Here is an 18,966-nt window from a genome sequence, read left to right as displayed (position 1 = left end):
TGCTCCTTACTTGCGCAAGTCGATGATGTTGGAGACTTCGGCGGAGAAGAGGCGCTTGGCCTCCTGCACCAGCGGATGTTTCTCGGCGAGCTCCGCAGCGGAGCCAGCCTTGGCCGCGCGCGTGGTCTTCTTCGCGGACTTCGACGCGGGTGTACCCGGGAGCAGGTTGAGCTTGAGCGTCGGGGCGTGCTCGCGCAGGATGTTGGTAAGAGTGCGCGTCGCCTCGGTGTTGATGAGGTGCGGCAGCATGGCCTTGGAGAAGGTCGTCTGCACCTCGAGCGAGTCGTCCTTCACGCTGAAGGCGGCGTCTTCGATGGCTTGCGAGGCCGAGTCCTGGCCGGGCATGTCGGCGAGCTTGCCGACCATGGCGGACTGAATGGCGTCGAGGTCGAAGCCGCCGGTGTTGCGGACAGGCTCGTCGTCTTCCGGCTCTACTGCCGGAGGCTCAGGCGTTGCAACGGCGGCTACCGACGCGATGACGGCTGGCGAGGGTGCTTCTACCCGAGCTGGTGTCGCCGCGACAGGCTCCGGAGTAAACGACACGGGTACGGGCGGTGCGGCGACGGCTGCCAGAGGATCGAAGTTCGGGACGAACTCGGGGACAGTTGCTTGCGGCACGAGCTGCGGGCGTTCTGCTTCTGCCGTGACCGGCGGAGCGCTGGGCTGCGGCGTGGGAGCCATGGCGAGCGCGCCGTTGGTCATGGGGCTGCTGATCGGTGTGGGCTCGGGGCGAGCGATCGTGATCGGCGACGGAGCCGCGGAGGCCTGTGGCGTTTTGCGCGAAGCATCTGCTTCGAAGGGAGACTTCGCGGGCGTACCGAAGGCGTTGCCGATGCTGGCAGATGGCGCCGCCGGGGCTGCCGGGCGCGGCGCGGGAGACGGCGTTGCGGGCCGCGCTGGAGCGGCAGTTGCTGCTGCACGTGTCGGCGTTGTGTTCGTCGTCGTAGCAGGGGCCTTGGTGACGCCGAGTTGCGTCAGGATTTCTTCGACAGGGACGAGGCGCTGCACGTGGACCAACTTCAGCAGGCCGAGTTCGAGATGGAAGCGCTGCTCCTGGCGGTAGCCCAGCTCGTCGAAGGTGCGGAGCATGATGGCGAGGAAGCGCGAGAGATCTTCTTCGGTGAAGAGCGCGGCCGAGCGTGCGGCGCGCGAGCGTTCTTCCGGAGAAATTTGCAAGAGGTCCGCGGCGATGCCGGTGGCTTCGGCGTTCGGATCGAGCGTGGTGATCTTGGCGACGACGCAGTTGCGCAGGAAGCGCACGAACTGGCGCGCGATCTGCGTGGGGCCGTTACCGGCGTCGAGCAGGCGAGCGATGATTCCGAGCACGTCGGCGGAGTTGTTCGCGTGGACGGCCTCGAGGGTCTGCTCGTAGATGACGTTCGAGACCGAGCCCATGAGCTCGCGGACTTGCTCGAGTTCGAGGTGCGGCTTGCCGTCGACCACAGGCGCAGACGCGATGGCCTGGTCCATGATCGAGAGCGCGTCGCGCATGGAGCCGTCGCCGGCTTCGGCGAGCAGCGCAAGCGTGGCGCCGTCGATCAGGATGTTCTCGTCGATGGAGATCTTCGTCAGCTGACCGACGATGTCTTCGATCTTGACGGCGTGGAAACTGAAGTGCTGGCAACGCGAGCGAATCGTCTGCGGAATGTTCTCGGGCTCGGTCGTCGCGAACATGAAGACGATGTGGTCGGGTGGCTCCTCGAGCGTCTTGAGCAAAGCGTTGAAGGCGGCATCGGTGATCTGATGGGCTTCGTCGAGGATGATGATCTTGAACTTGTCGCGCGCGGGGCGATAGCGCGCAGCGTCGCGTAGTTCGCGGACTTCGTCGATACCGCGATTCGTAGCGGCATCGATCTCGATGACGTCGACCGAAGCGCTCTGACGGATTTCAAGGCAGCTTTCGCAGGCGTTGCAGGGCTCTGGCGTAGGGCGTTGCGGCGTGCCCACTTCCGTGCGGCAGTTGAGCGCGGAAGCCAGGATGCGCGCGATGGTCGTCTTACCGATGCCGCGGTGGCCGGAGAATATGTAGCCGTGCGCGATGCGGCCCTGCGATAGCGCGTTCAGCAGCGTGCGCGTGACGTGGTCTTGCCCGACGACGTCGGAGAAGCTGAGCGGACGGTACTTGCGAGCTAGGACTTGATAGGCCATCGACGAGGTTGATTGTATCGCCGCGAGGAGTGGAAACGGGAGGTGGCGCCGAAGTCGTTTTAACGGAAAAAGGTGCCGACGTAGGCGGCGATAGCGGCCTTGAACTCGCGGACGACGGCGGGTTTCGTAACGGCGGTCGCGTCGGGGTAAAGCTGCATCATGCCGCTAACAATCTGCAGCAAAACGAGCACGTGCAGTTCAGCGGCATCATGGCCCAGCGAGGGGACGCGACGTTGCAGGGCATCGATGAGCGAGGCGCGGAAGGCCTTCTTGGCCGAGGCACTACGGCGGAGCTTTACCGGAGCATTCTGCAGTTGCAGATAGGCCGGATGGGCGGTGAGGAAGTCCAGGAAGCGGTCGATGAAGCGCGTGGAGAAGGCCTTGGCGTCGAGCGTTTCGATCTCAGCGAAGAGCGGCTGCCAATGCGACTCGATCTGCGCGCCGTAGATGTCGAGGAGCGCCAGGGCGAGCGCCTTCTTGTCAGGGAAGTAGCTGTAAAGCGAGCCGATAGAAGAGCCGGCGGCTTCGGCGACCTCGGTCATCGTAGTGGCTTCAAATCCGCGCGCGGCGAAGAGGTCTTCGGCCACTTGAAGGATGGCCTGCACGCGCAGCGTAGAGCGCTCCTGCTGGGGCGCGCGGCGTGACGGATTTGACGAACGTGAGGCCATCCTCGTATTTTAGCGATAGAAATATGAGGGTGTACTCATGTTCAGAAAGCGAGTGTGGCGATGAGCGAGCAGTTGGTGTTGGACATGAAGAAAACGGCGCTGGTGTTGATCGATCTGCAGGGTGGGATCGTGGGGCGCGATGTGAAGCCTTACCCGGCGATGGAGATCGTGGCGCGTTGCCGTGAGATGGCGGATGCGTTTCGCGCGAAGGGCGCGCCGGTGGTGTATGTTCGCGTGCTGATGACGGATTTTCTGAAGCTTGCCACGGACGAAGTGATGCAGCTTCCTCCGGAGATTCCGGCAGCGGCCAGCGAGATCGTCGAAGCCGCAGGCAAGCAGGAAGGCGATCTGCTGATCACCAAGCGGCATTGGGGCGCGTTTGCGGGAACGGAGCTGGAGCAGGAGCTACGCGGCCGCGGTGTGGAGAAGATCGTAATCGCCGGCATCGCAACGAACCTCGGCGTGGAGAGCGCTGTACGTCAGGGAACCGGTCTGGGCTTCAACTTTGTCACGGTGAGCGACGCGTGCAGCACGTTCTCGGCGGAGATGCAGGAATTTGCGTTGAAGTACATCTTCCCGCGTTTGTCGCGTGTGCGAACGACGTCGCAGGTGCTGGAAGCGATCGGTAACTGAGCGGGAGTGACTCCTTGCAGGGCTTTAGCGGAGGGCGATGACAACCTGCGGCGTGCTTCGGGCGTCGGAGTTAAGCATGAAGAAGATTCTGCTGTGTCTCGCCCTGATGTTCGCGTTCCTGGCGCCTGTGGCGCAGAAGGCTGATGCGCAGTACTACCATCGGCGCTACTATCGCCACCACTACTATCACCGATATCACCACCGGTACTACCGGCACCACTACTACCATCACCGCTGCTATCGCTGCCGTTAGCCGATAGTTTTTGACTTAGCCGCTTGCCTCGCGAAGAGGCGATTGCGGCGCTTGACCTCGGCCTCGGAGTACATGGTTCCTCGGCACTGCGGCGCACCGCAGTAGCAGTCGGCCACGTCTTCGAGGTCGCTGTCGTACAGGTTGTATTCGTAGAGCAGCTCTTCGCCCGCGGCGATATCGCGGATGGCGCTGACGTAGATGCGGCCTTCGAGCTCTTCGGTTTCGCAGTTCGGATTGCACGAATGATTGATGAACATCGCGGTGCTGAAGCCGTCGATGACATCTCCGTCTTTGCCGAAGCCAAAGAGGTACGTGACGACGCGATTCTCATAGCGCAGGTCCGCTACGCCCTTGGCGATCCGTTCGCCGTCGTACTCCAGTACGCGCTGTCCGCGACGAATGGGGTCGAGCGTGATGCAGCCCGCCGCGTGGATGTCGGACGAACGAATGAGCAGGCGAGGCGAGGCGGTAAGCTTGGGTTTTTGCGGCATCTTGCTGAGGAGTGTAGCAGGCGTTGTGCTGAGGAACGAAGTTTCGCGTCTAATAGAGTTGAGGTGCGAGGACAAAGTTGATGCGCGTGCGGAAGGCCATGCTGGCGGTGATGTTGGGTGCGGGAGCGGCCGCGATGAAGGCACAGGAAAAGACGCCCGCAACAGACCCGAACTCTGTTCCCGCGTCGCAGCGTTTTCCGTTTCAGGGTGACAGCGCGCCCGCGAACGATGGGCCGCAACAAAAGAAGGACGTAACGCAACAGCCCGCGAAGCCTGACGCACCAACGGCTGATCCGAATGCAGTGCCGGCATCGCAGCGATTCCCGTATCAGGGCGACAGCTCGCCTGACACGTCGGCGAAGGACGGTGCTGCGAGTTCGTCTTCGTCAAGTTCGTCTTCGTCGTCGAGCTCTTCGTCTGGTTCGTCCTCGTCAGGATCATCTTCATCGCCGCTGTCCGACCTCCCTCCGAACCCGGATGATGTGAATTCGGACACGCCGCCTGCGCCGAAGCGGAACATGCATCGCAAGCCGGAGCCACCTCCGAAGGAGACGGGCGAGGTCGAGGCAGAGGACCTTCAGGTGGCGCACTTTTATCAGCAGGACGGCAACTTCCGCGGCGCGTATCTGCGCGCGCAACATGCGGTATCGCTCGTGCCTGAGGACGCGGACGCGCATCTGGCCGTGGGGCTGGCTGCGCGGAGAATCGGCAAACTGGATGAGGCGCTGAAGGAGTTCAAGAAGACGCTGGAGTTGGACCCGGTGCCGAAGACTCGCAAGGAAGCGCAGGAAGCGTTGCGCGAGATGACGGGAAACTAGGCTTCCTGAGAGGTTCTGCGGGGACTCATGCCTTAGAAGAGAAGCGTGGGGAACGCGTTCCTGAGCCGTCTGCTGCGCGAAGGCAGTTATCCGCCGTAAGGACGTTCGAGGAACTTCGGTTTTCCGGTGGGTAGCGGGCGGGCGAGAGGCTTCTTGCGTCGGTCGGCTGACGCGGACTTCTTGGCTGCGGGCTTCACGTGAGCGGCGGTGGCGGCTTCGAGCTCGTCTTCGAGTTCATCTTCGATGGCGAGGAAGCGTCGCAGATAGCGCAGGGGTTCTTCCTGCAAGGCCATCTGCTTCAGGTGGTACTCCCAGGCATCGGGGCGCATGGTGCGCTTCGTGTAGGGCTTGCGTGTGACGGTAATGATGGTGCCATTCGGGCCTTTGCGTTGGAACGAGCCGGAAGGTATCTCCAGCGTCAGTTCGGAGCCGGACTTCCAGAACGCCTGCGCGAACTCATGCGAGAAGAGCATGGCGTAGTAGCGACGCTGTGTGTCGAGTAGAGCCAGCGAGGCCTCGGCCGAGATCCACGGGACGCCGAGGCGTTGCGAATACCATCGACGAAATTCAAAGCCATTGATGCGCGCGCGGCCGACCGCGATCTTGAGCAGCTCCAGACGAGTCATTTGGTGTCGAGTCTAGGATGCGAGGCCGCAGCGCGTAAAGATGACGGAAGAGTAACCGGCTACTCGCCGTACTCGGTTTCGCGACGAATGCGCTCGCGAAGGGCTGCCTGCTCGTCGTTGAGCGGGGGAGCGTGCGCAGCGCCTGCCTCGGCGAGCGGCTGCTGGCGTTGCTTCCAGAGACGCACGACGAAGAAGACCGCGATGAGGCCAGCGAGCAGCACGGCGAAGGGTACGATCCAGGCGACGACGTCGAAGCCACCGCGGATGGGAGCCGCGAGTACGGTCGGTCCGTACTTGGCAGCGAACCAGTTGAGCACACCTGTTTCGCCGATGCCGGTGGAGAGCTGCTGGCGCAGTTCGCCGATCATGCGATCGGAGTCCGGGCAGCCCACGTGGTTGCACTCAAGCAGGATCTCACCGCAGCCGCAGGGGCACATCAGCTTGTGGCCGATGGTATTGAAAGTGGACGGCGAGGGGGCGCCCGCGCCGAGCATCGTGATGCCGGTGAAGAGGACCAGCACAAGTTGCAGGAGGCGCGTTGCGGTGAAGAGGCGTTTTGAGGAGCGAGCTTTCGGCTTTGAGCTTTGGGGTGCGAGGTTTGATTCGCGTTCTGAGTCGCGAGTGATGAGTTGCGAGTTACGCATGGACACCGCCTTCGATCGCTGCGGGTTCAGTCGCGCGCTTGGGCTTGAGGGGCGGCATGAGCGCGAAGCCGGTGCCGACGATCACGATGAGGACACCGACCCAGATCCAGTTCACGAGCGGGTTCAGGAAGACCTTGATGATCGGGCGGTCGGTCTGCGGATTGCGGCCCTCGAATACGACGTAGAGATCACGGGCGAGCGTCGAGTGAATGGCAACCACGGTCGAGGTCTGCTGCGAGGCGGTGTAAAAGCGGCGCTCGGGCGCAAGCTGCGTGATCTTCTTGCCGTTGTGGAAGACGTCGATGAGTGCGTAGTCGGTGTCGAAGTTTGGGTTCGAGTCCTGCGAGAAGCTCTGGCAGACAAGGTTCCAGGAGCCGATGCGGAGCTGATCGCCGAAGCCCATCTCGAGTTCTTTGGACTGGTTGAACGCCGCGCCTGCGAGGCCGATGAACATGACGACGATGCCGAAGTGGATCGCGTATCCGCCGTAGCGACGCGTGTTGCGGCGCGTGAGCAGCCACATGGACGCAAGCAGATTTTTGCCGGTCTGCGTGCGGACGACGCCCGCGCCGCGCAGGAACTCGGTGAGGATCGCCGTGATGACGCCTGCTGAAAGCGAGAAGCAGACCAGCGAGTAGATACTGGCGGTCTTATCGTCGTCGAGCCACGGACGCACGCCTGCGATCATGAGCGCGATGGCGCTGATGATGATCATCACGCAGGGCAGCACAAAGTTGCGGCGGATGGTGCGCAGCGTGGTGGAGCGCCAGGCGAGCAGCGGGCCGACGCCGGTGAGGAAGAGCAGGAAGAGGCCGATCGGTACGGCGACCTTGTTGTAGAAGGGCGCGCCCATCGTGACCTTCGAGCCTTGCACGTACTCACTCAGCACAGGGAAGAGCGTTCCCCATAGCACCGTGAAGCAGGCGGCGAGCAGCACGAGGTTGTTGAAGAGGAAGCTGGACTCGCGCGAGACGAGCGACTCGAGCTTGTTCTCCGCGCGCAGGTGGTCGCGGTTGCGGAAGAAGACGAAGAGGCAGACGATCGCGGTGAGCAGCAGGAACGCGACGAACCAGTTGCCGATGGAGCTCTGCGCAAAGGCGTGCACCGAGCTAACGAGGCCCGCGCGCGTAAGCAGCGTGCCTAGAATCGAGAGCATGAAGGTGATGAAGATGAGCCAGACGTTCCAGCCCTTCATCATGCCGCGCTTCTCCTGCATCATCACGGAGTGCAGGAAGGCGGTGGCGGCGAGCCACGGCATCAGCGAAGCATTTTCAACGGGGTCCCAACCCCAGTAGCCGCCCCAACCGAGCACGGCGTATGCCCAGTGCATGCCGAGGCAGATGCCGCAGGTGAGGAACAGCCAGGTGACCATCGTCCAGCGGCGGGTGATGTGGATCCACTTCTCGCCGGGGTAGCGCATGATGAGCGCGCCGAGAGCGAAGGCAAACGGCACCGAGAAGCCCACGTAGCCGAGGTAGAGCATCGGCGGATGGATCACCATCTCGGGGTACTGGAGGAGCGGATTCAGGCCAAAGCCGTCCTTGGGAGCAACGCCGCCGGGGACGATGGCGAAGGGCGGGGCCGCGAAGACGAGAATCGAGAGGAAGAAGACCTGGATTGCCGCAAGGATCGTCGAGGCGTGCGCGGTGAGCTCGATGTCCACCTTGTGGCGCAGGCGCATGACGAAGCCGTAGGTAGCCAGCAGCCACGCCCAGAGCAGCAACGAGCCTTCCTGGCCGGACCAGAGTGCGGAGAACTTATACGCCGTGACGAGGTCGCGGTTGGTATGGTGCAGCACGTAGTCGACGGAGTAGTCGTTGGTGAACGCAGCCCAGACGAGCGCGAAGGCCGCGAGCGAGACGCACCAGAAACAGGCGATGCCGGCGCGACGAGCGGTTTCCCCCAGTGCGAGCGGCGAGACCGCAAGCTGACGGCCGGAGCTTTGCGCCCAGAGCGCGAGCGAGCCGGCGAACAACGTATAGAAAGCAAGCGCCAGCGCCAGCATAAGGCTGAAGCTGCCGAGACTCGGCATGGGATGAGGCATTCTGTTTCGTTCCCTCTTCGCTGTCTATTTTCGCAGATGCAGAGAGGGTGGCGCCGGGCACGGGTGCGCAATCCTGCGCAGGATCGCGCGCGGGTGTCGAATATCGGTGGGATTCGGGAGCCGGGGTATCGAGAGTTGGCCCGCGACGCGTCCTGCAAACCCACGTCTCCAAGTCGAGACGTGGGCATTCGTTCGGTGCGCGGACGCGGAGGGCTAGGCGGGCGAGTTTAGGCGTTGGTGGGTAGCAGACGATGCACGCTGGCTAGAAGGTTATCGGGCAGCAGCGGCTTCAGGCGGAAGTTAATGTTCAGGCCTTCGTACTCATCCTCGGCTTCGGGCAGGCCGCTGATCACCAGCACCGGAACCTCGGGCGCGAAGGAGCGCAGCTTGGCGACGAACTCGTTTCCATTCATGTCGGGCATGATGTGGTCGGTGATGATGAGTTCGATGGGCGAAGGGTATTCGTTCTGGCGGAACTGCTCCAGGGCGCGAACGGGGGAGAGGGCAGCGATGACGTTGTAACCCGCACGCTTGAGGATGGTCTGCCGGGTAGCGGCCTGTACGGGGTTATCGTCGATCAGCAAAATAGTGGCGGGCATCTGTACCTGACTTCGTTCGTGCAAATATCGCGGGCCAGCATCGGCCGTTGTGCGAAACGTGCGGAATCGTGCGCGCGCTTTCGTTTCGCAAGGATTAGGTTACTCGGATGCAGGGGGTGTCGGAAAGGTTTGCCTGTTACAGATCGGATACAACCTCTGTGGCAAATCGTGCATACGGCTTTCGTTTGTTGCGGTCGCCAAAAGAACCCAGATCACACTTGTTTGCACAAGATACGGAGGGGTTGAGGCTGCGATAATAGCTGCATGGCTCGTCGCGTCATCCGTCAGTACGAATTTGTCCGCAAGATTGGATCGGGTGGCTCAGGCGTCGTGTTTCTGGCGCATGACACGTTGTTGCAGCGTCCGGTAGTGATGAAGCTGCTGAAGCGCGCGCCCTCGCAGACGGTGGAAGAGGTGCGTACGACACAGCTCCGCGAGGCTCGATTGGCATCCGCAATCGACCACCCGAATGTCTGCTCGATCTACGAGGTCGGCGAGTCGGACGGCGAAGCCTACATCGTCATGCAGTACATCCCCGGCAAGAGCCTGGACAAGGTGATCGGCGAGGGGCCGGCGAACATCCAGCTTGTGCTGTCGAGCGGAATGCAGATCGCCGACGGTCTGGCCGCGGCGCACTCGCTGGGCATCTTCCATCGCGACCTGAAGCCCGCGAACGTCATGCTGACGGACGGTGGACTGATCAAGATTCTGGACTTTGGCCTCGCGCGGCAGTTGAAGCGCGAGCGCGCGGACTTCGATCCGGGCGAGCCGGGACAGCCGATCGAGGCCCCGCCGGTGGGCGCAACCTACACCGCGCGCGGCGGCACGATCGCCTACATGGCGCCGGAGCAGTTTGTGACCGGGCAGTCGAGTGTGCAGTCGGACATCTTCGCGCTGGGCTTGATTTTGTACGAAATGGTGAGCGGACGACATCCGTTCCACCGGCCGGATGCGCAGGATGTTCAGTCGATCCGCGCGATTCAGTACGCCGAACCACCGAATCTGCGCGAGATCGTCCCGAACGTTCCGCAGGAGCTCGAAAGCGTGATTCTGCGCTGCCTGGAGAAGAACCCTTCGGAGCGCTATCAGTCGGCCGCAGAGGTCCGTGAGGGCCTGAAGACGATTCTGAAGACGCTGCAGCTTGACGCGATGGTGATGCAGGGCGAAGGCGCTGTCGGCATGAGCGCGCGGCAGCGGCTCGATCTGGAAACGCCCGAGGAAGAGAAGCGCACGACAGGCATTCTCTCCATGCTCGCTGAGCGCTTCCGCGAGAGCACCCCGAAGGAGCAGCAGGACACCACGATGAGCATCGTGGTGCTGCCATTCGTGAACCTTGGTGCGGCAGACGCGTCGCCGTTCTACGGCTCTGCGCTGGCGGACGCGATTGGCGCGCGTCTGGCGAAGGTAGCCTCGCTGGTGGTGCGGCCTGCTAGCGCGCTGATGAATGTACCGACGTGGCAGCTCGATCCGCTGAGCGTGGGACGCAAGCTGCTGGTGGACTTCGTGCTGGCGGGCAACTTTGTGCGCTCGGACAAGGGCTTCGACCTCAACTGGCAGCTGCTCGACGTGAAGCGTCAAAGTGTGCGCACGGGCGGCGCGGTGAGCGTGCAGTCGTTCGATCTGATCGCGGTCCAGAACGAAGTTTGCAACGAGGTGTTTGCGGAGCTTCAGGGCGGTGGCGGACTGCAGAAGCAGAACCGCCATCATGCCGACGACGAAGAGTCCGCGCTGGGACACAATCTCAGCGAAGAGTATCTGCAGGCTCGTGCACTGCTGAGCTCGTTCATGCAGCGTACGGGCAATCGCGAAGACCTTGACCACGCGCGCGGACTCTTTGAAGGAGTCGTGCAGCGCGACCCGAACTATGCTCCTGGCTGGACAGGACTCGGCATTACGCATCTGCAATATGTGCGTCATGGACTCGGCGGACAGATGCATGTGCTCGAAGCGCGACGCTCGTTTGATCGTGCGTTGGAACGCGATCCAAGCTCGGTGGAAGCGAACCTGTATCGCGTGTACATGCTGCTGAGCCGCGGTGAAAAGGAGAGCGCCCGCCACGGCATCGGGCATCTGCTGCAGACGGCAGGCAATGACTGGAACGTGCATCTCGTCGCGGGCATGACGCTGCGCATCGACGGCATGTACGAGGAAGCGTTGGAGCAGTTCAACACATCGCTGCGCCTGAACCCCGCCAACGCCGCGATGATTTATAACCATCGCGCGCGTGTGTACCAGTATCAGAACCAACTCGAGCTTGCAGGCGATGAGATCGAGAAAGGCCTCACGCTGGAGCCGCGCCAGCCGCTGCTGCGTATCTCGAAGGGCTATCAGCAGATGCGTCTGGGGCAGCTCTCAAGCGCAGTACAGACGCTTGAAAGCGTGACGCGCGACGACATCTCGCTGCGTATTATCTTCCCCACGATTGCGATGTGCTACGTGCAGTTGGGCGATCGTGCACGTGCGGAGGAGTTCATCACCGAAGACACGCTGTCCGCGGCCGAGGCTGACTCCGAGATGGCGTATCGCCTGGCAACGTACTTCGCCGTGGAAGGCGATGTGGCGGAAGCGCTGCACTGGCTGCGTCGCGCGATCTATCTCGGCAACGAAAACTATCCGTGGTTCTCGATCAATCCGGCCTGGCGCGGGATGTCGGGCAACGCTGATTTCCAGCGCACGCTCGATGACCTGAAGAAGGTGTTCAAGAAGAACCAGAAGAACTGGAAGCGCCTGCTCGCGAGCTAGTCGCAGAGAACGCAAAAGGAAACGGCCGATGCGAGCATCGACCGTTTCCTTTTGGAGTGATGACTTACTGAACCTGTGCGTGCAGGGTGTTCTCGTTGAGGAAGAGCGAGCGCCCCAGGTTGAGCACGAGCACCGTGCCTTCGGGCAGGACCTCTTCGTGGTCCTGCTTGGAGAGAACGATGAGGCTCGCGCCTGCACCGATGCCTGCGCCAACGATTGCGCCAACGCCACCGAAGAGCGCGCCCGCCGCCGCAGCGCCGCCGGTCGAAAGGCCAACTGCTGCGGCCTTCGCCTTCGCGTGCTGATTGCCGACGATCTGGCCTTCGCTGCCAACGTGTGCGTCAGCGGCAGAGGCTTCGTTGTCGGACGGAGCGAGGTCAATGATCTGTGCTTCGAGCGGGTAGGGGATGCCATCCGGCAGCGTCACTGTGTCGGGCAGCAGGCGGATCATCGCCGAGGAGCGGAAGCCGTGTCCAGCGCGAACTTCGGTGATGCGTCCACGCACTACGGAGCCAGCGGGGATGAGTACAACGCCGTTGCGCTCCACGTTTCGCGTGAGGCGCGCGGAGAAGTGATCGCCAGCGCGTGACTTGCCGGTGGAGAGCGTCTCGTCGAGCGCAGCGCGTAGCAGCGTGCCCTCGGGCAACTCGTTGGGCTTGGAAGAAATAGCAACGACCATACCCTTGTCGGCGTTGGCGACGCCTTCATTCGCGTCATCGACGGGGGCTGCGGTCTTGGCATGATGAAGCTCGGAGTACGAGGCTGCCGTCTCCGGAGTCGCAGGCGCGCTGTGCGTGTAAAGGGCGCTGCCAGTGGACTGCGCGGGTGCAGAGGTTGCCGCGGCGGCGGTTGCTGCAGGCGAGGTGGTGACGGGAATGGCCGGCGACGGCTTCGCGGGCTTGGGCGCGGTGGCGGTCGTCGTGGTGATGTTGTCGTTGAGCTCTTCCGGGTGCGAAACGCCGGTGGTTTGCGCGTGCGCGGCGGCTGCTACGGTAAACAGCGACGCTGCGGCAAGGCTGGTGATCTTCAGCTTCATCGGTCGAAACCCCGGGCGCAGATGCGCCGTATTTTCGAGCATACGGCGGGGGCAAGCCGTTATGGCTGGCGATCTGCGCGGGGTTATCTGTGGGGTAACGTGCGATGAGCGCATCTCACGAGCCCATCTCTCAGCAGCCAAACATGGACACCCAGTGCTGCTAGTCGCTGGCGAGTCCGTCGGCAATGAGCTCGTAGAAAGCTTCATAGCGGGGAATGATGCGCGTAGAGCAGAAGCGGTCCTGCGCGGTGCGGCGCGCGGCGAGCGCCATCATGTCGAGCTTCAGCGGGTTGGCGAGCAGGTCGAGTGCACCCGCAGCCATGCCGTCTACATCGCCGACGTTATAGAGCAGGCCGTTCTCCTCGTGGTCAATCAGCTCGGGGACACCGCCGACGCTGGTAGCGATGGTCGGCACGCGGCAGGCCATTGCCTCCAGTGCGGCGAGGCCAAAGCTCTCCATTTCGGAGGGCATGAGCATGAGGTCGGCAAGCGGAAGGAGCTCGCTGACGTTGTCCTGCTTTCCGAGGAAGTGGATCTGGCGGAAGACACCCAGCTGCATGGCGAGCGACTCGGCGCTGGAGCGGTCGGGGCCGTCGCCGATCATCATCAGGCGCGCAGGCGTCTTCGCCGCGATGCGCGCGAAGGTCTCGATGACGTCGTTGACGCGCTTCACGGGGCGGAAGTTCGAGAGATGCACGAGCAGCTTCTCGTCTTCGTTGGCGAAGCGCGGACGCATGGCCTTGTACTTATCAGGATCGCGGCGATAGAGATCGCAGTTCACGAAGTTGTGGATGATCTCGATGGGCTTCTCGGTGTTGAAAGCCTTGTGCGTGCGGTCGGCGAGATGCTGCGAGATCGCCGTGACGCCGTCCGACTGCTCGATGCCGAAGCGGGTGATCGGCAGGTAAGAGCGGTCGAGGCCCACGAGCGTGATGTCGGTGCCGTGCAACGTCGTGATGAAGGGGAGGTTGATGCCGCGGGTGCGCAGCATCTCTTTCGCCAGATGCGCTGAGACCGAGTGCGGGATGGCGTAGTGCACGTGCAGCAGATCGAGCTGGTAGAACTCCGCGACCTCGGCCATGCGGCTTGCAAGCGCCAGATCGTACGGCGGGTATTCGAAGAGCGGATAATTCGTCACCGAAACTTCGTGGAAGTGGATGTTGGCTTCGCGGCCGGTCAGGCGAAAGGGCTGCGAGTAGGTGATGAAGTGCACCTCATGCCCACGCGCGGCGAGCTCAATACCGAGTTCGGTGGCGACGACGCCGGAGCCGCCGTAGGTGGGATAGCAGGTGATGCCGATGCGCATGGGCGTCGTGTCCTTTTAGACGAAGGTTTCGTGGCCGTTGTTCGGCTCAAACTGGTTGACCTCGCGCAAGCGCGCGAAAGGCCCGATCGCTCCGTAATGGATGAGATGCGCGTGCGGAGGATTCTTCTCGTCGGCAAATGTGGCGAGCAGGGCGTTCCGCTCCACTTCGCGCGAGGCCCGCAGACGCGTAGTGACGGCGTCGAGGTCGCGGTCGTTGTAGCCAGGGTGGCAGACCAGTTCCCAGGTGCCGTCGGGCATCGTCTCCATCAGGCGCGCCAGCGTTTCGTGGTTGAGCCTGCCTGTGGCGGAGATGCCGAGCGTTCCGTCGCTGGTCGCGACAATGCCTTGGCGAACCTGTGGCAGGGCCTCGAAGCGCTTGCGCAGATGCTGCAACAGGCGTACCTGCAGGCGACGAACGGGGTCGGCATGAGCGACCGCAAGCGACCACGACTGCTCAAAGGGGCTGCGGATCGCGCCGATGCGGCAGCGTTCGGCCACAAAGAGCAGGGGACGCGCGACGCCGGGCAGGGTATGCGTGTGCTTGTGGGTGTCGACATGCGTGAGGTCGAGTCCAGCGCGTTGCAACTTGGTGATCTGCGCATGGGCTTCACGGGCGATGTCCCGCTCAGAGACGCGGCCGCGCAGCACGGCAAGCAGGAAGTCGACCAACGAGGAGCGGAAGGTCTTGCCGTCGGGGCCGAGCAGGGTAGGGATGTCCGCAGGGTGCGAGACGGGAATGCCGTCGGTAAGGACGACGTGGCAGCCGATGCCGAGACCCGGGTTACGCTGGGCGATCTCAACCGCGTCCTCGAACGCCGGGCCGTTGGCCATAAGCGTTGCGGAGGTCAACGCGCCTGCCTGGTGCAGCTCTTCCACGGCGCGATTGATCCCGTGAGTCAGGCCGAAGTCATCGGCATTGAGAATGAGGCGCTTCGACATAGAGGGTCATGACGTGCGACGACGCAACGCCTTCGTGATCGTATCGTACCGTTGAGTGCGGGCATAAGCGCAGGCAAACAAGAGAGGATCATGCGCTTGAATGAGCCATGTAATGGATTGCATAAAAACGCTTCGATGCGCGTTGCAGAAGCCGTCTTCTTGGAGCATCTCATGGTGGAAAAAATCTTTGCATTATTTGCTTGACGACCGCATTTCGAGCCGATTATGTTCTGTCGCGGTTCCAAAGGTGTGGTTTCGCCGTCGCTCTATCGAAACGTTTTGATAAAGTGACCGCAGAAGCCCGATGAGGCTGGCAGCGAAATGAAGATGTTTAGAAAAATGACCCAGGCGAGCGTTCTGGGTGTGTGTTTAGTGGCGGTTCCGATGATGCATGCTCAGGGCGACCGTGGTGCGCTGCTGGGACGCGTGACGGACAAGAATGGAGCGGTCGTCAGCGGTGCAACCGTGACGATCACGAACGAAGAGACCGGCGTGGTGACTTCCACGACGAGTAACGATGCGGGCGACTATAACGTTCCTCCTATGATCGCCGGGCGTTACACGGTGCAGGTGAGCGCGCCGGGTTTCGAAGGCTTCAAGGCACAGCACGTTGTCGTGGACGTAGGCACGCGCATTCAGGTGGATGCGTCGCTGCTCGTTGGTAGCGCGAAGAGCGAGGTCACTGTCGAGGCGGACGCGCAGACGTTGAACACGACGAATGCTGAGCTAGGCATGACGATCGAGCAGAAGTCGATCACGGACCTGCCATTGATCTACGGCAACCCGTTCGCGCTGGAATTCCTCACGCCGGGCATCACGATCTCGGGCGTGAACCCGAACATCCACGTGTATGACAGCGGCACGGCAACGGTGTCGGTCAACGGCTCTTCGTTGAACTCGCTAGACTACAAACTCGATGGCGCGCCGGACAATCGCGTTCGCTACTCGGCCTTTACGCCCTCCACGGAGTTCGTGTCGCAGTATCGCGTGAGCACGGCGACGTACGACGCGACGCAGGGCCACTCCTCGGGCGGCTTTGTGAACACGCAGACGAAGGCCGGAACCAACCGTCTGCATGGTTCGCTCTTTGCGTACTATCAGAACCCGAAGATCAACGCGAACAGCTGGCAACCCGTCACGGATGCGAACAAGACCAACTCCAAGCCGACGTTTGTGCGTGAAGGCTTTGGCGTAGGTGGTCCACTGTTGCGCGACAAGCTTTTCTTCTTCGGTGGCTACGAGCATAGCCGTCAGGGCACGCCGAATCCGACTCAGCTTTCAGTACCGACGCTGGCCGAGCGCGGTGGTGATTTCTCCGCGCTGCTGGGGCAGGACACCACCGCAGGCGCAACGCAATGCGGTACGACTTCGACCACGCTGACGGGCACGGTGAACAAGTATCAGTTGTTCGATCCGTTCTCGACGGCGGGTACGACGGGCGTGCGCAAGTGCCTCGTAGGCAACAAGGTGGCGAGCGTGAGCCCGATCGCCACGGCGCTCTTCAAGTACTACCCGAATCCGAACGCGGGATCGGCGAACTCGGACGTCAACAACTACTACTACGCCGGGGTAGAGCCGGACAATTACTACGCGGTGCTTGGGCGATTCGACTACACGATCGACCAGCGGCAGAACATGTACCTGCGCCTCTTGACCAGCCATCGTCAGCAGAAGAAGAACATGTGGTTCGGCAGCGTGAGCGGCACGAGTTTGGACTATGAGAATCGCGGTGTTGCGTTCGGCTATACCATCGCGCTCACACCCGCGACTGCCATCAGCGCCATCCTTTCGTACACGCGCTTCACGACAAACTCGGCACCGCTCGATCAGGGCCAGGTTTCGCCGACGACGATCGGCATGCCTTCGTACCTCGTAGACGGCCTGCCGACCTCGGCGCAGTCGCTTCCTCGCATCGACCTCACGGGATACACCTCGGCATCCACTGCTACAGGCGCGGCCTCGGAGGACGACATCTGGATGGGCAACGTATCGGTGTCGACGCAGAAGGGTAAGCACCTGTTACGTTACGGCGGAGAGTATCGCCGCTATCTGACCAACGGTGTTTCGAGTTCGGGCGAACAGGGCGCTTACAAGGTCGACGGTAACTGGATGACGCAGACCTACAGCACAAAGAACTCTGTCGGCAGCCTTGGTTACTCGGTCGCGATGCTCGAGGAGGGTCTGCTTACGAGCGGTTCGCAGACGCAGAACTCGGACTTCGCCGTGAGGTCGGATTACTATGCAGGCTTCCTCCAGGATGACTGGCGCCTGACCTCGAAGCTCACCGTGAACGTCGGTCTGCGCTGGGAGTATGAAACGCCGATGGCAGAACGTAACGGCAAGGAAGCGGTGTACTTCAATACCACCGCGACGAACTCCGCTACCTCGGCAGCATCGATCTACGCCACGAAGACCGCCGGCACGAATGCTCTGCTGCCCGCGTCGATCAATCCGCTTGGTGGATTCGTCTTCGCGAATACGAACGGCTACGGTAAGAATCCATATAACTCACCGATCAACCAGTACAGCCCGCGCGTAGGGTTTGCTTACGCGGCAGACTCGAAGACGGTGTTGCGCGGCGGTTACGGCATCTTCTTCGACTCGCTGAACAGCTACTACATGTCGGGCGGTAATACGGGTTCGACGACAACCTTCCTGGTGCCGCAGCAAGGCTACTCGCAGGTGACGAACGTGACTGCGCCGAGCTACAACACGAAGACGGCAACGCAGACGATTACGTCAACGCTTGCCAACCCGTTCCCCGGCGGCCTGACCGCGGTGACGGGAAACACGCTGGGCACTTCGACGGCGCTCGGGCAGAACGTTCAATTCCTGCAGTCGAACCCGCACACGCCGTACAACCAGCGTTGGAGCTTCGGTGTGCAGCGTCAGTTCGGCCAGTTCATTGCGTCGATTGATTACGTAGGAAACCACGGTGTTCACCTGCCGGTGGGACAGTCGTCCTCAGGCACGAACAGCGGTGGTCGCGAGTACAACGCTGTCTACCGCCAGAACCTCTCGACCGTGCAGAACGCGTATGACTATGGCAATAACACGGCGCTCACACAGACGGTGACGAATCCGTTCTACGGGATCCTGCCGTCGGGCGCGGTGAACAACCTCGGCAGCTCGACGACTTACGTCTACAACTTCCTTCGCCCCTTTGCGGAGTACGGGAGCGTGAACGCGTACACGACCGACGGCATGTCGATGTATCACTCGCTGCAGGCCATGGTGCAGAAGCGCTTCAGCTCGGGGCTTTCAATGACCGCTGCGTTCACGTGGTCGCGCACGACAGACGCTACGACGTTCCTGAATACGTCGGATACGAAGCCCTGGTACGGCGTTTCGGCGAACGACCGTCCCCTGCGCCTGGCGACGAGCGCCATCTACATGCTGCCGTGGGGCCACGGACGCAAGTGGCTGGGTGACAGCCGCGGCATCGTCGCGCAGATCGTTGGTGGATGGCAGGTGCAGGGCGTCTACCAGATCCAGAGCGGCGCTCCGCTGACCTTCACGGGCAACGATCCGTACTATGGTGGCGACAACCCCGGCAACAGCCACTGGTCGCGTTCGGACTACAAGAACAGCATCGGCAAGAACGCTTCGTATGCCGCGCAGGGCTACTGGTTCAACACCTCGAACTGGCTGCAGTCTGCTTCGAACACATCTGCCAAGAACCAGGCTGTTACGTGCAGTACTACGTCAGTGACCTACAACGCTGCGACGGGTATCTGTTCGCTGGCCTTCCCGGGCAGCTACCAGATCCGTACCTCGGCGCTGCGCTACAACACGCTGCGTGCAGACAACCTCAACCAGATGGACGTGGGTCTTCAGCGCCAGTTTGGTGTCTACAAGTTCGGCACCCTGCAGTTCCGCGCTGAAGCCATCAACGTACTCAACCACCCGGTGTACACGGCTCCGAGCACTGATCCGACGGCAACCACGTTCGGTTTGATCAGCTCGCAGGCCAACCAGCCACGCGTCTACCAGTTCTCGGGATTCTTCCGGTTCTAGAC

At 62.1% G+C, this 18,966-nt stretch carries 15 protein-coding genes; 5 read left to right on the top strand and 10 right to left on the bottom strand.

From position 1 onward, the window contains the following. Positions 1-6: 6 nt before the first annotated feature. On the bottom strand, positions 7-2,148 hold the full coding sequence (dnaX, locus tag OHL11_RS06325) for a DNA polymerase III subunit gamma/tau (protein ID WP_263370652.1): 2,142 nt from the start codon (positions 2,146-2,148) through the stop codon (positions 7-9). A gap of 59 nt (positions 2,149-2,207) precedes the next feature. After that, positions 2,208-2,816 (bottom strand): TetR/AcrR family transcriptional regulator, encoded by a 609-nt coding sequence (locus OHL11_RS06320; protein ID WP_263370651.1) that lies wholly within the window; start codon positions 2,814-2,816, stop codon positions 2,208-2,210. A gap of 60 nt (positions 2,817-2,876) precedes the next feature. On the opposite strand from OHL11_RS06320, the gene OHL11_RS06315 reads away from it, so the two are divergent. Continuing rightward, entirely contained in the window at positions 2,877-3,449 is a 573-nt protein-coding gene (locus OHL11_RS06315) for an isochorismatase family protein (RefSeq protein WP_263370650.1), read from the top strand. Positions 3,450-3,525: 76 nt separating this feature from the next. Further along, a complete protein-coding gene (locus OHL11_RS06310) occupies positions 3,526-3,702 on the top strand; it encodes a hypothetical protein (RefSeq protein WP_263370649.1) in 177 nt (58 codons plus the stop codon). Here the strand turns inward: OHL11_RS06310 and OHL11_RS06305 are convergent. After that, positions 3,699-4,193 carry an SET domain-containing protein gene (locus OHL11_RS06305; RefSeq protein ID WP_263370648.1) on the bottom strand — a complete coding sequence of 165 codons (495 nt, stop codon included), beginning with the start codon at positions 4,191-4,193 and terminating at the stop codon, positions 3,699-3,701. The two genes, OHL11_RS06310 and OHL11_RS06305, sit on opposite strands and share 4 nt — an antisense overlap. Positions 4,194-4,273: 80 nt before the next feature. On the opposite strand from OHL11_RS06305, the gene OHL11_RS06300 reads away from it, so the two are divergent. Continuing rightward, entirely contained in the window at positions 4,274-5,011 is a 738-nt protein-coding gene (locus OHL11_RS06300; RefSeq protein WP_263370647.1) for a tetratricopeptide repeat protein, read from the top strand. Between the two features lie 86 nt (positions 5,012-5,097). Here OHL11_RS06300 and OHL11_RS06295 read toward each other — a convergent pair whose 3' ends face one another. From OHL11_RS06295 to OHL11_RS06280, 4 genes are all read right to left on the bottom strand, one after another. Further along, on the bottom strand, positions 5,098-5,637 hold the full coding sequence (locus tag OHL11_RS06295) for a hypothetical protein (protein WP_263370646.1): 540 nt from the start codon (positions 5,635-5,637) through the stop codon (positions 5,098-5,100). 59 nt (positions 5,638-5,696) lie between these two features. After that, a complete protein-coding gene (locus tag OHL11_RS06290; protein ID WP_263370645.1) occupies positions 5,697-6,281 on the bottom strand; it encodes a cytochrome c-type biogenesis protein CcmH in 585 nt (194 codons plus the stop codon). After that, a complete protein-coding gene (locus OHL11_RS06285) occupies positions 6,274-8,325 on the bottom strand; it encodes a heme lyase CcmF/NrfE family subunit (RefSeq protein WP_263370644.1) in 2,052 nt (683 codons plus the stop codon). The genes OHL11_RS06290 and OHL11_RS06285 overlap by 8 nt, the downstream gene beginning before the upstream one ends. 227 nt (positions 8,326-8,552) lie before the next feature. Next, positions 8,553-8,924, bottom strand: a complete 372-nt coding sequence (locus OHL11_RS06280) for a response regulator (RefSeq protein ID WP_263370643.1) — start codon at positions 8,922-8,924, stop codon at positions 8,553-8,555. Positions 8,925-9,188: 264 nt separating this feature from the next. On the opposite strand from OHL11_RS06280, the gene OHL11_RS06275 reads away from it, so the two are divergent. Beyond that, entirely contained in the window at positions 9,189-11,666 is a 2,478-nt protein-coding gene (locus tag OHL11_RS06275) for a serine/threonine-protein kinase (protein WP_263370642.1), read from the top strand. A 64-nt stretch (positions 11,667-11,730) separates the two neighbouring features. Here the strand turns inward: OHL11_RS06275 and OHL11_RS06270 are convergent, their stop codons facing one another. The 3 genes from OHL11_RS06270 to OHL11_RS06260 form a co-directional block, all read right to left on the bottom strand. Next, positions 11,731-12,744 (bottom strand): hypothetical protein, encoded by a 1,014-nt coding sequence (locus OHL11_RS06270; RefSeq protein WP_263370641.1) that lies wholly within the window; start codon positions 12,742-12,744, stop codon positions 11,731-11,733. Positions 12,745-12,862: 118 nt separating this feature from the next. Next, positions 12,863-14,008, bottom strand: a complete 1,146-nt coding sequence (bshA, locus tag OHL11_RS06265) for an N-acetyl-alpha-D-glucosaminyl L-malate synthase BshA (RefSeq protein ID WP_263370640.1) — start codon at positions 14,006-14,008, stop codon at positions 12,863-12,865. A 15-nt stretch (positions 14,009-14,023) separates the two neighbouring features. Next, positions 14,024-14,947 carry a ChbG/HpnK family deacetylase gene (locus OHL11_RS06260; protein WP_263370639.1) on the bottom strand — a complete coding sequence of 308 codons (924 nt, stop codon included), beginning with the start codon at positions 14,945-14,947 and terminating at the stop codon, positions 14,024-14,026. Positions 14,948-15,331: 384 nt separating this feature from the next. Between OHL11_RS06260 and OHL11_RS06255 the strand changes: the two genes are divergently transcribed. Then, entirely contained in the window at positions 15,332-18,964 is a 3,633-nt protein-coding gene (locus tag OHL11_RS06255; RefSeq protein ID WP_263370638.1) for a TonB-dependent receptor, read from the top strand. The last annotated feature ends 2 nt before the right edge of the window (positions 18,965-18,966 follow it).

Source organism: Granulicella cerasi, from assembly GCF_025685575.1.
GTDB lineage: Bacteria > Acidobacteriota > Terriglobia > Terriglobales > Acidobacteriaceae > Granulicella > Granulicella cerasi.
Note: the sequence above shows the minus strand (reverse complement) of the source record. Positions and strands in the feature narration are given on the sequence as shown.

What these genes read in the sequence shown, in the direction of transcription:
- OHL11_RS06295 (WP_263370646.1), bottom strand. Translation starts at nt 5,637, where the DNA reads ATGACTCGTCTGGAGCTGCTCAAGATCGCGGTCGGCCGCGCGCGCATC.
- OHL11_RS06280 (WP_263370643.1), bottom strand. Translation starts at nt 8,924, where the DNA reads ATGCCCGCCACTATTTTGCTGATCGACGATAACCCCGTACAGGCCGCT.
- OHL11_RS06305 (WP_263370648.1), bottom strand. Translation starts at nt 4,193, where the DNA reads ATGCCGCAAAAACCCAAGCTTACCGCCTCGCCTCGCCTGCTCATTCGT.
- OHL11_RS06260 (WP_263370639.1), bottom strand. Translation starts at nt 14,947, where the DNA reads ATGTCGAAGCGCCTCATTCTCAATGCCGATGACTTCGGCCTGACTCAC.
- OHL11_RS06270 (WP_263370641.1), bottom strand. Translation starts at nt 12,744, where the DNA reads ATGCTCGAAAATACGGCGCATCTGCGCCCGGGGTTTCGACCGATGAAG.
- dnaX (WP_263370652.1), bottom strand. Translation starts at nt 2,148, where the DNA reads ATGGCCTATCAAGTCCTAGCTCGCAAGTACCGTCCGCTCAGCTTCTCC.
- bshA (WP_263370640.1), bottom strand. Translation starts at nt 14,008, where the DNA reads ATGCGCATCGGCATCACCTGCTATCCCACCTACGGCGGCTCCGGCGTC.
- OHL11_RS06275 (WP_263370642.1), top strand. Translation starts at nt 9,189, where the DNA reads ATGGCTCGTCGCGTCATCCGTCAGTACGAATTTGTCCGCAAGATTGGA.
- OHL11_RS06300 (WP_263370647.1), top strand. Translation starts at nt 4,274, where the DNA reads ATGCGCGTGCGGAAGGCCATGCTGGCGGTGATGTTGGGTGCGGGAGCG.
- OHL11_RS06310 (WP_263370649.1), top strand. Translation starts at nt 3,526, where the DNA reads ATGAAGAAGATTCTGCTGTGTCTCGCCCTGATGTTCGCGTTCCTGGCG.
- OHL11_RS06285 (WP_263370644.1), bottom strand. Translation starts at nt 8,325, where the DNA reads ATGCCTCATCCCATGCCGAGTCTCGGCAGCTTCAGCCTTATGCTGGCG.
- OHL11_RS06255 (WP_263370638.1), top strand. Translation starts at nt 15,332, where the DNA reads ATGATGCATGCTCAGGGCGACCGTGGTGCGCTGCTGGGACGCGTGACG.
- OHL11_RS06290 (WP_263370645.1), bottom strand. Translation starts at nt 6,281, where the DNA reads ATGCGTAACTCGCAACTCATCACTCGCGACTCAGAACGCGAATCAAAC.
- OHL11_RS06320 (WP_263370651.1), bottom strand. Translation starts at nt 2,816, where the DNA reads ATGGCCTCACGTTCGTCAAATCCGTCACGCCGCGCGCCCCAGCAGGAG.
- OHL11_RS06315 (WP_263370650.1), top strand. Translation starts at nt 2,877, where the DNA reads ATGAGCGAGCAGTTGGTGTTGGACATGAAGAAAACGGCGCTGGTGTTG.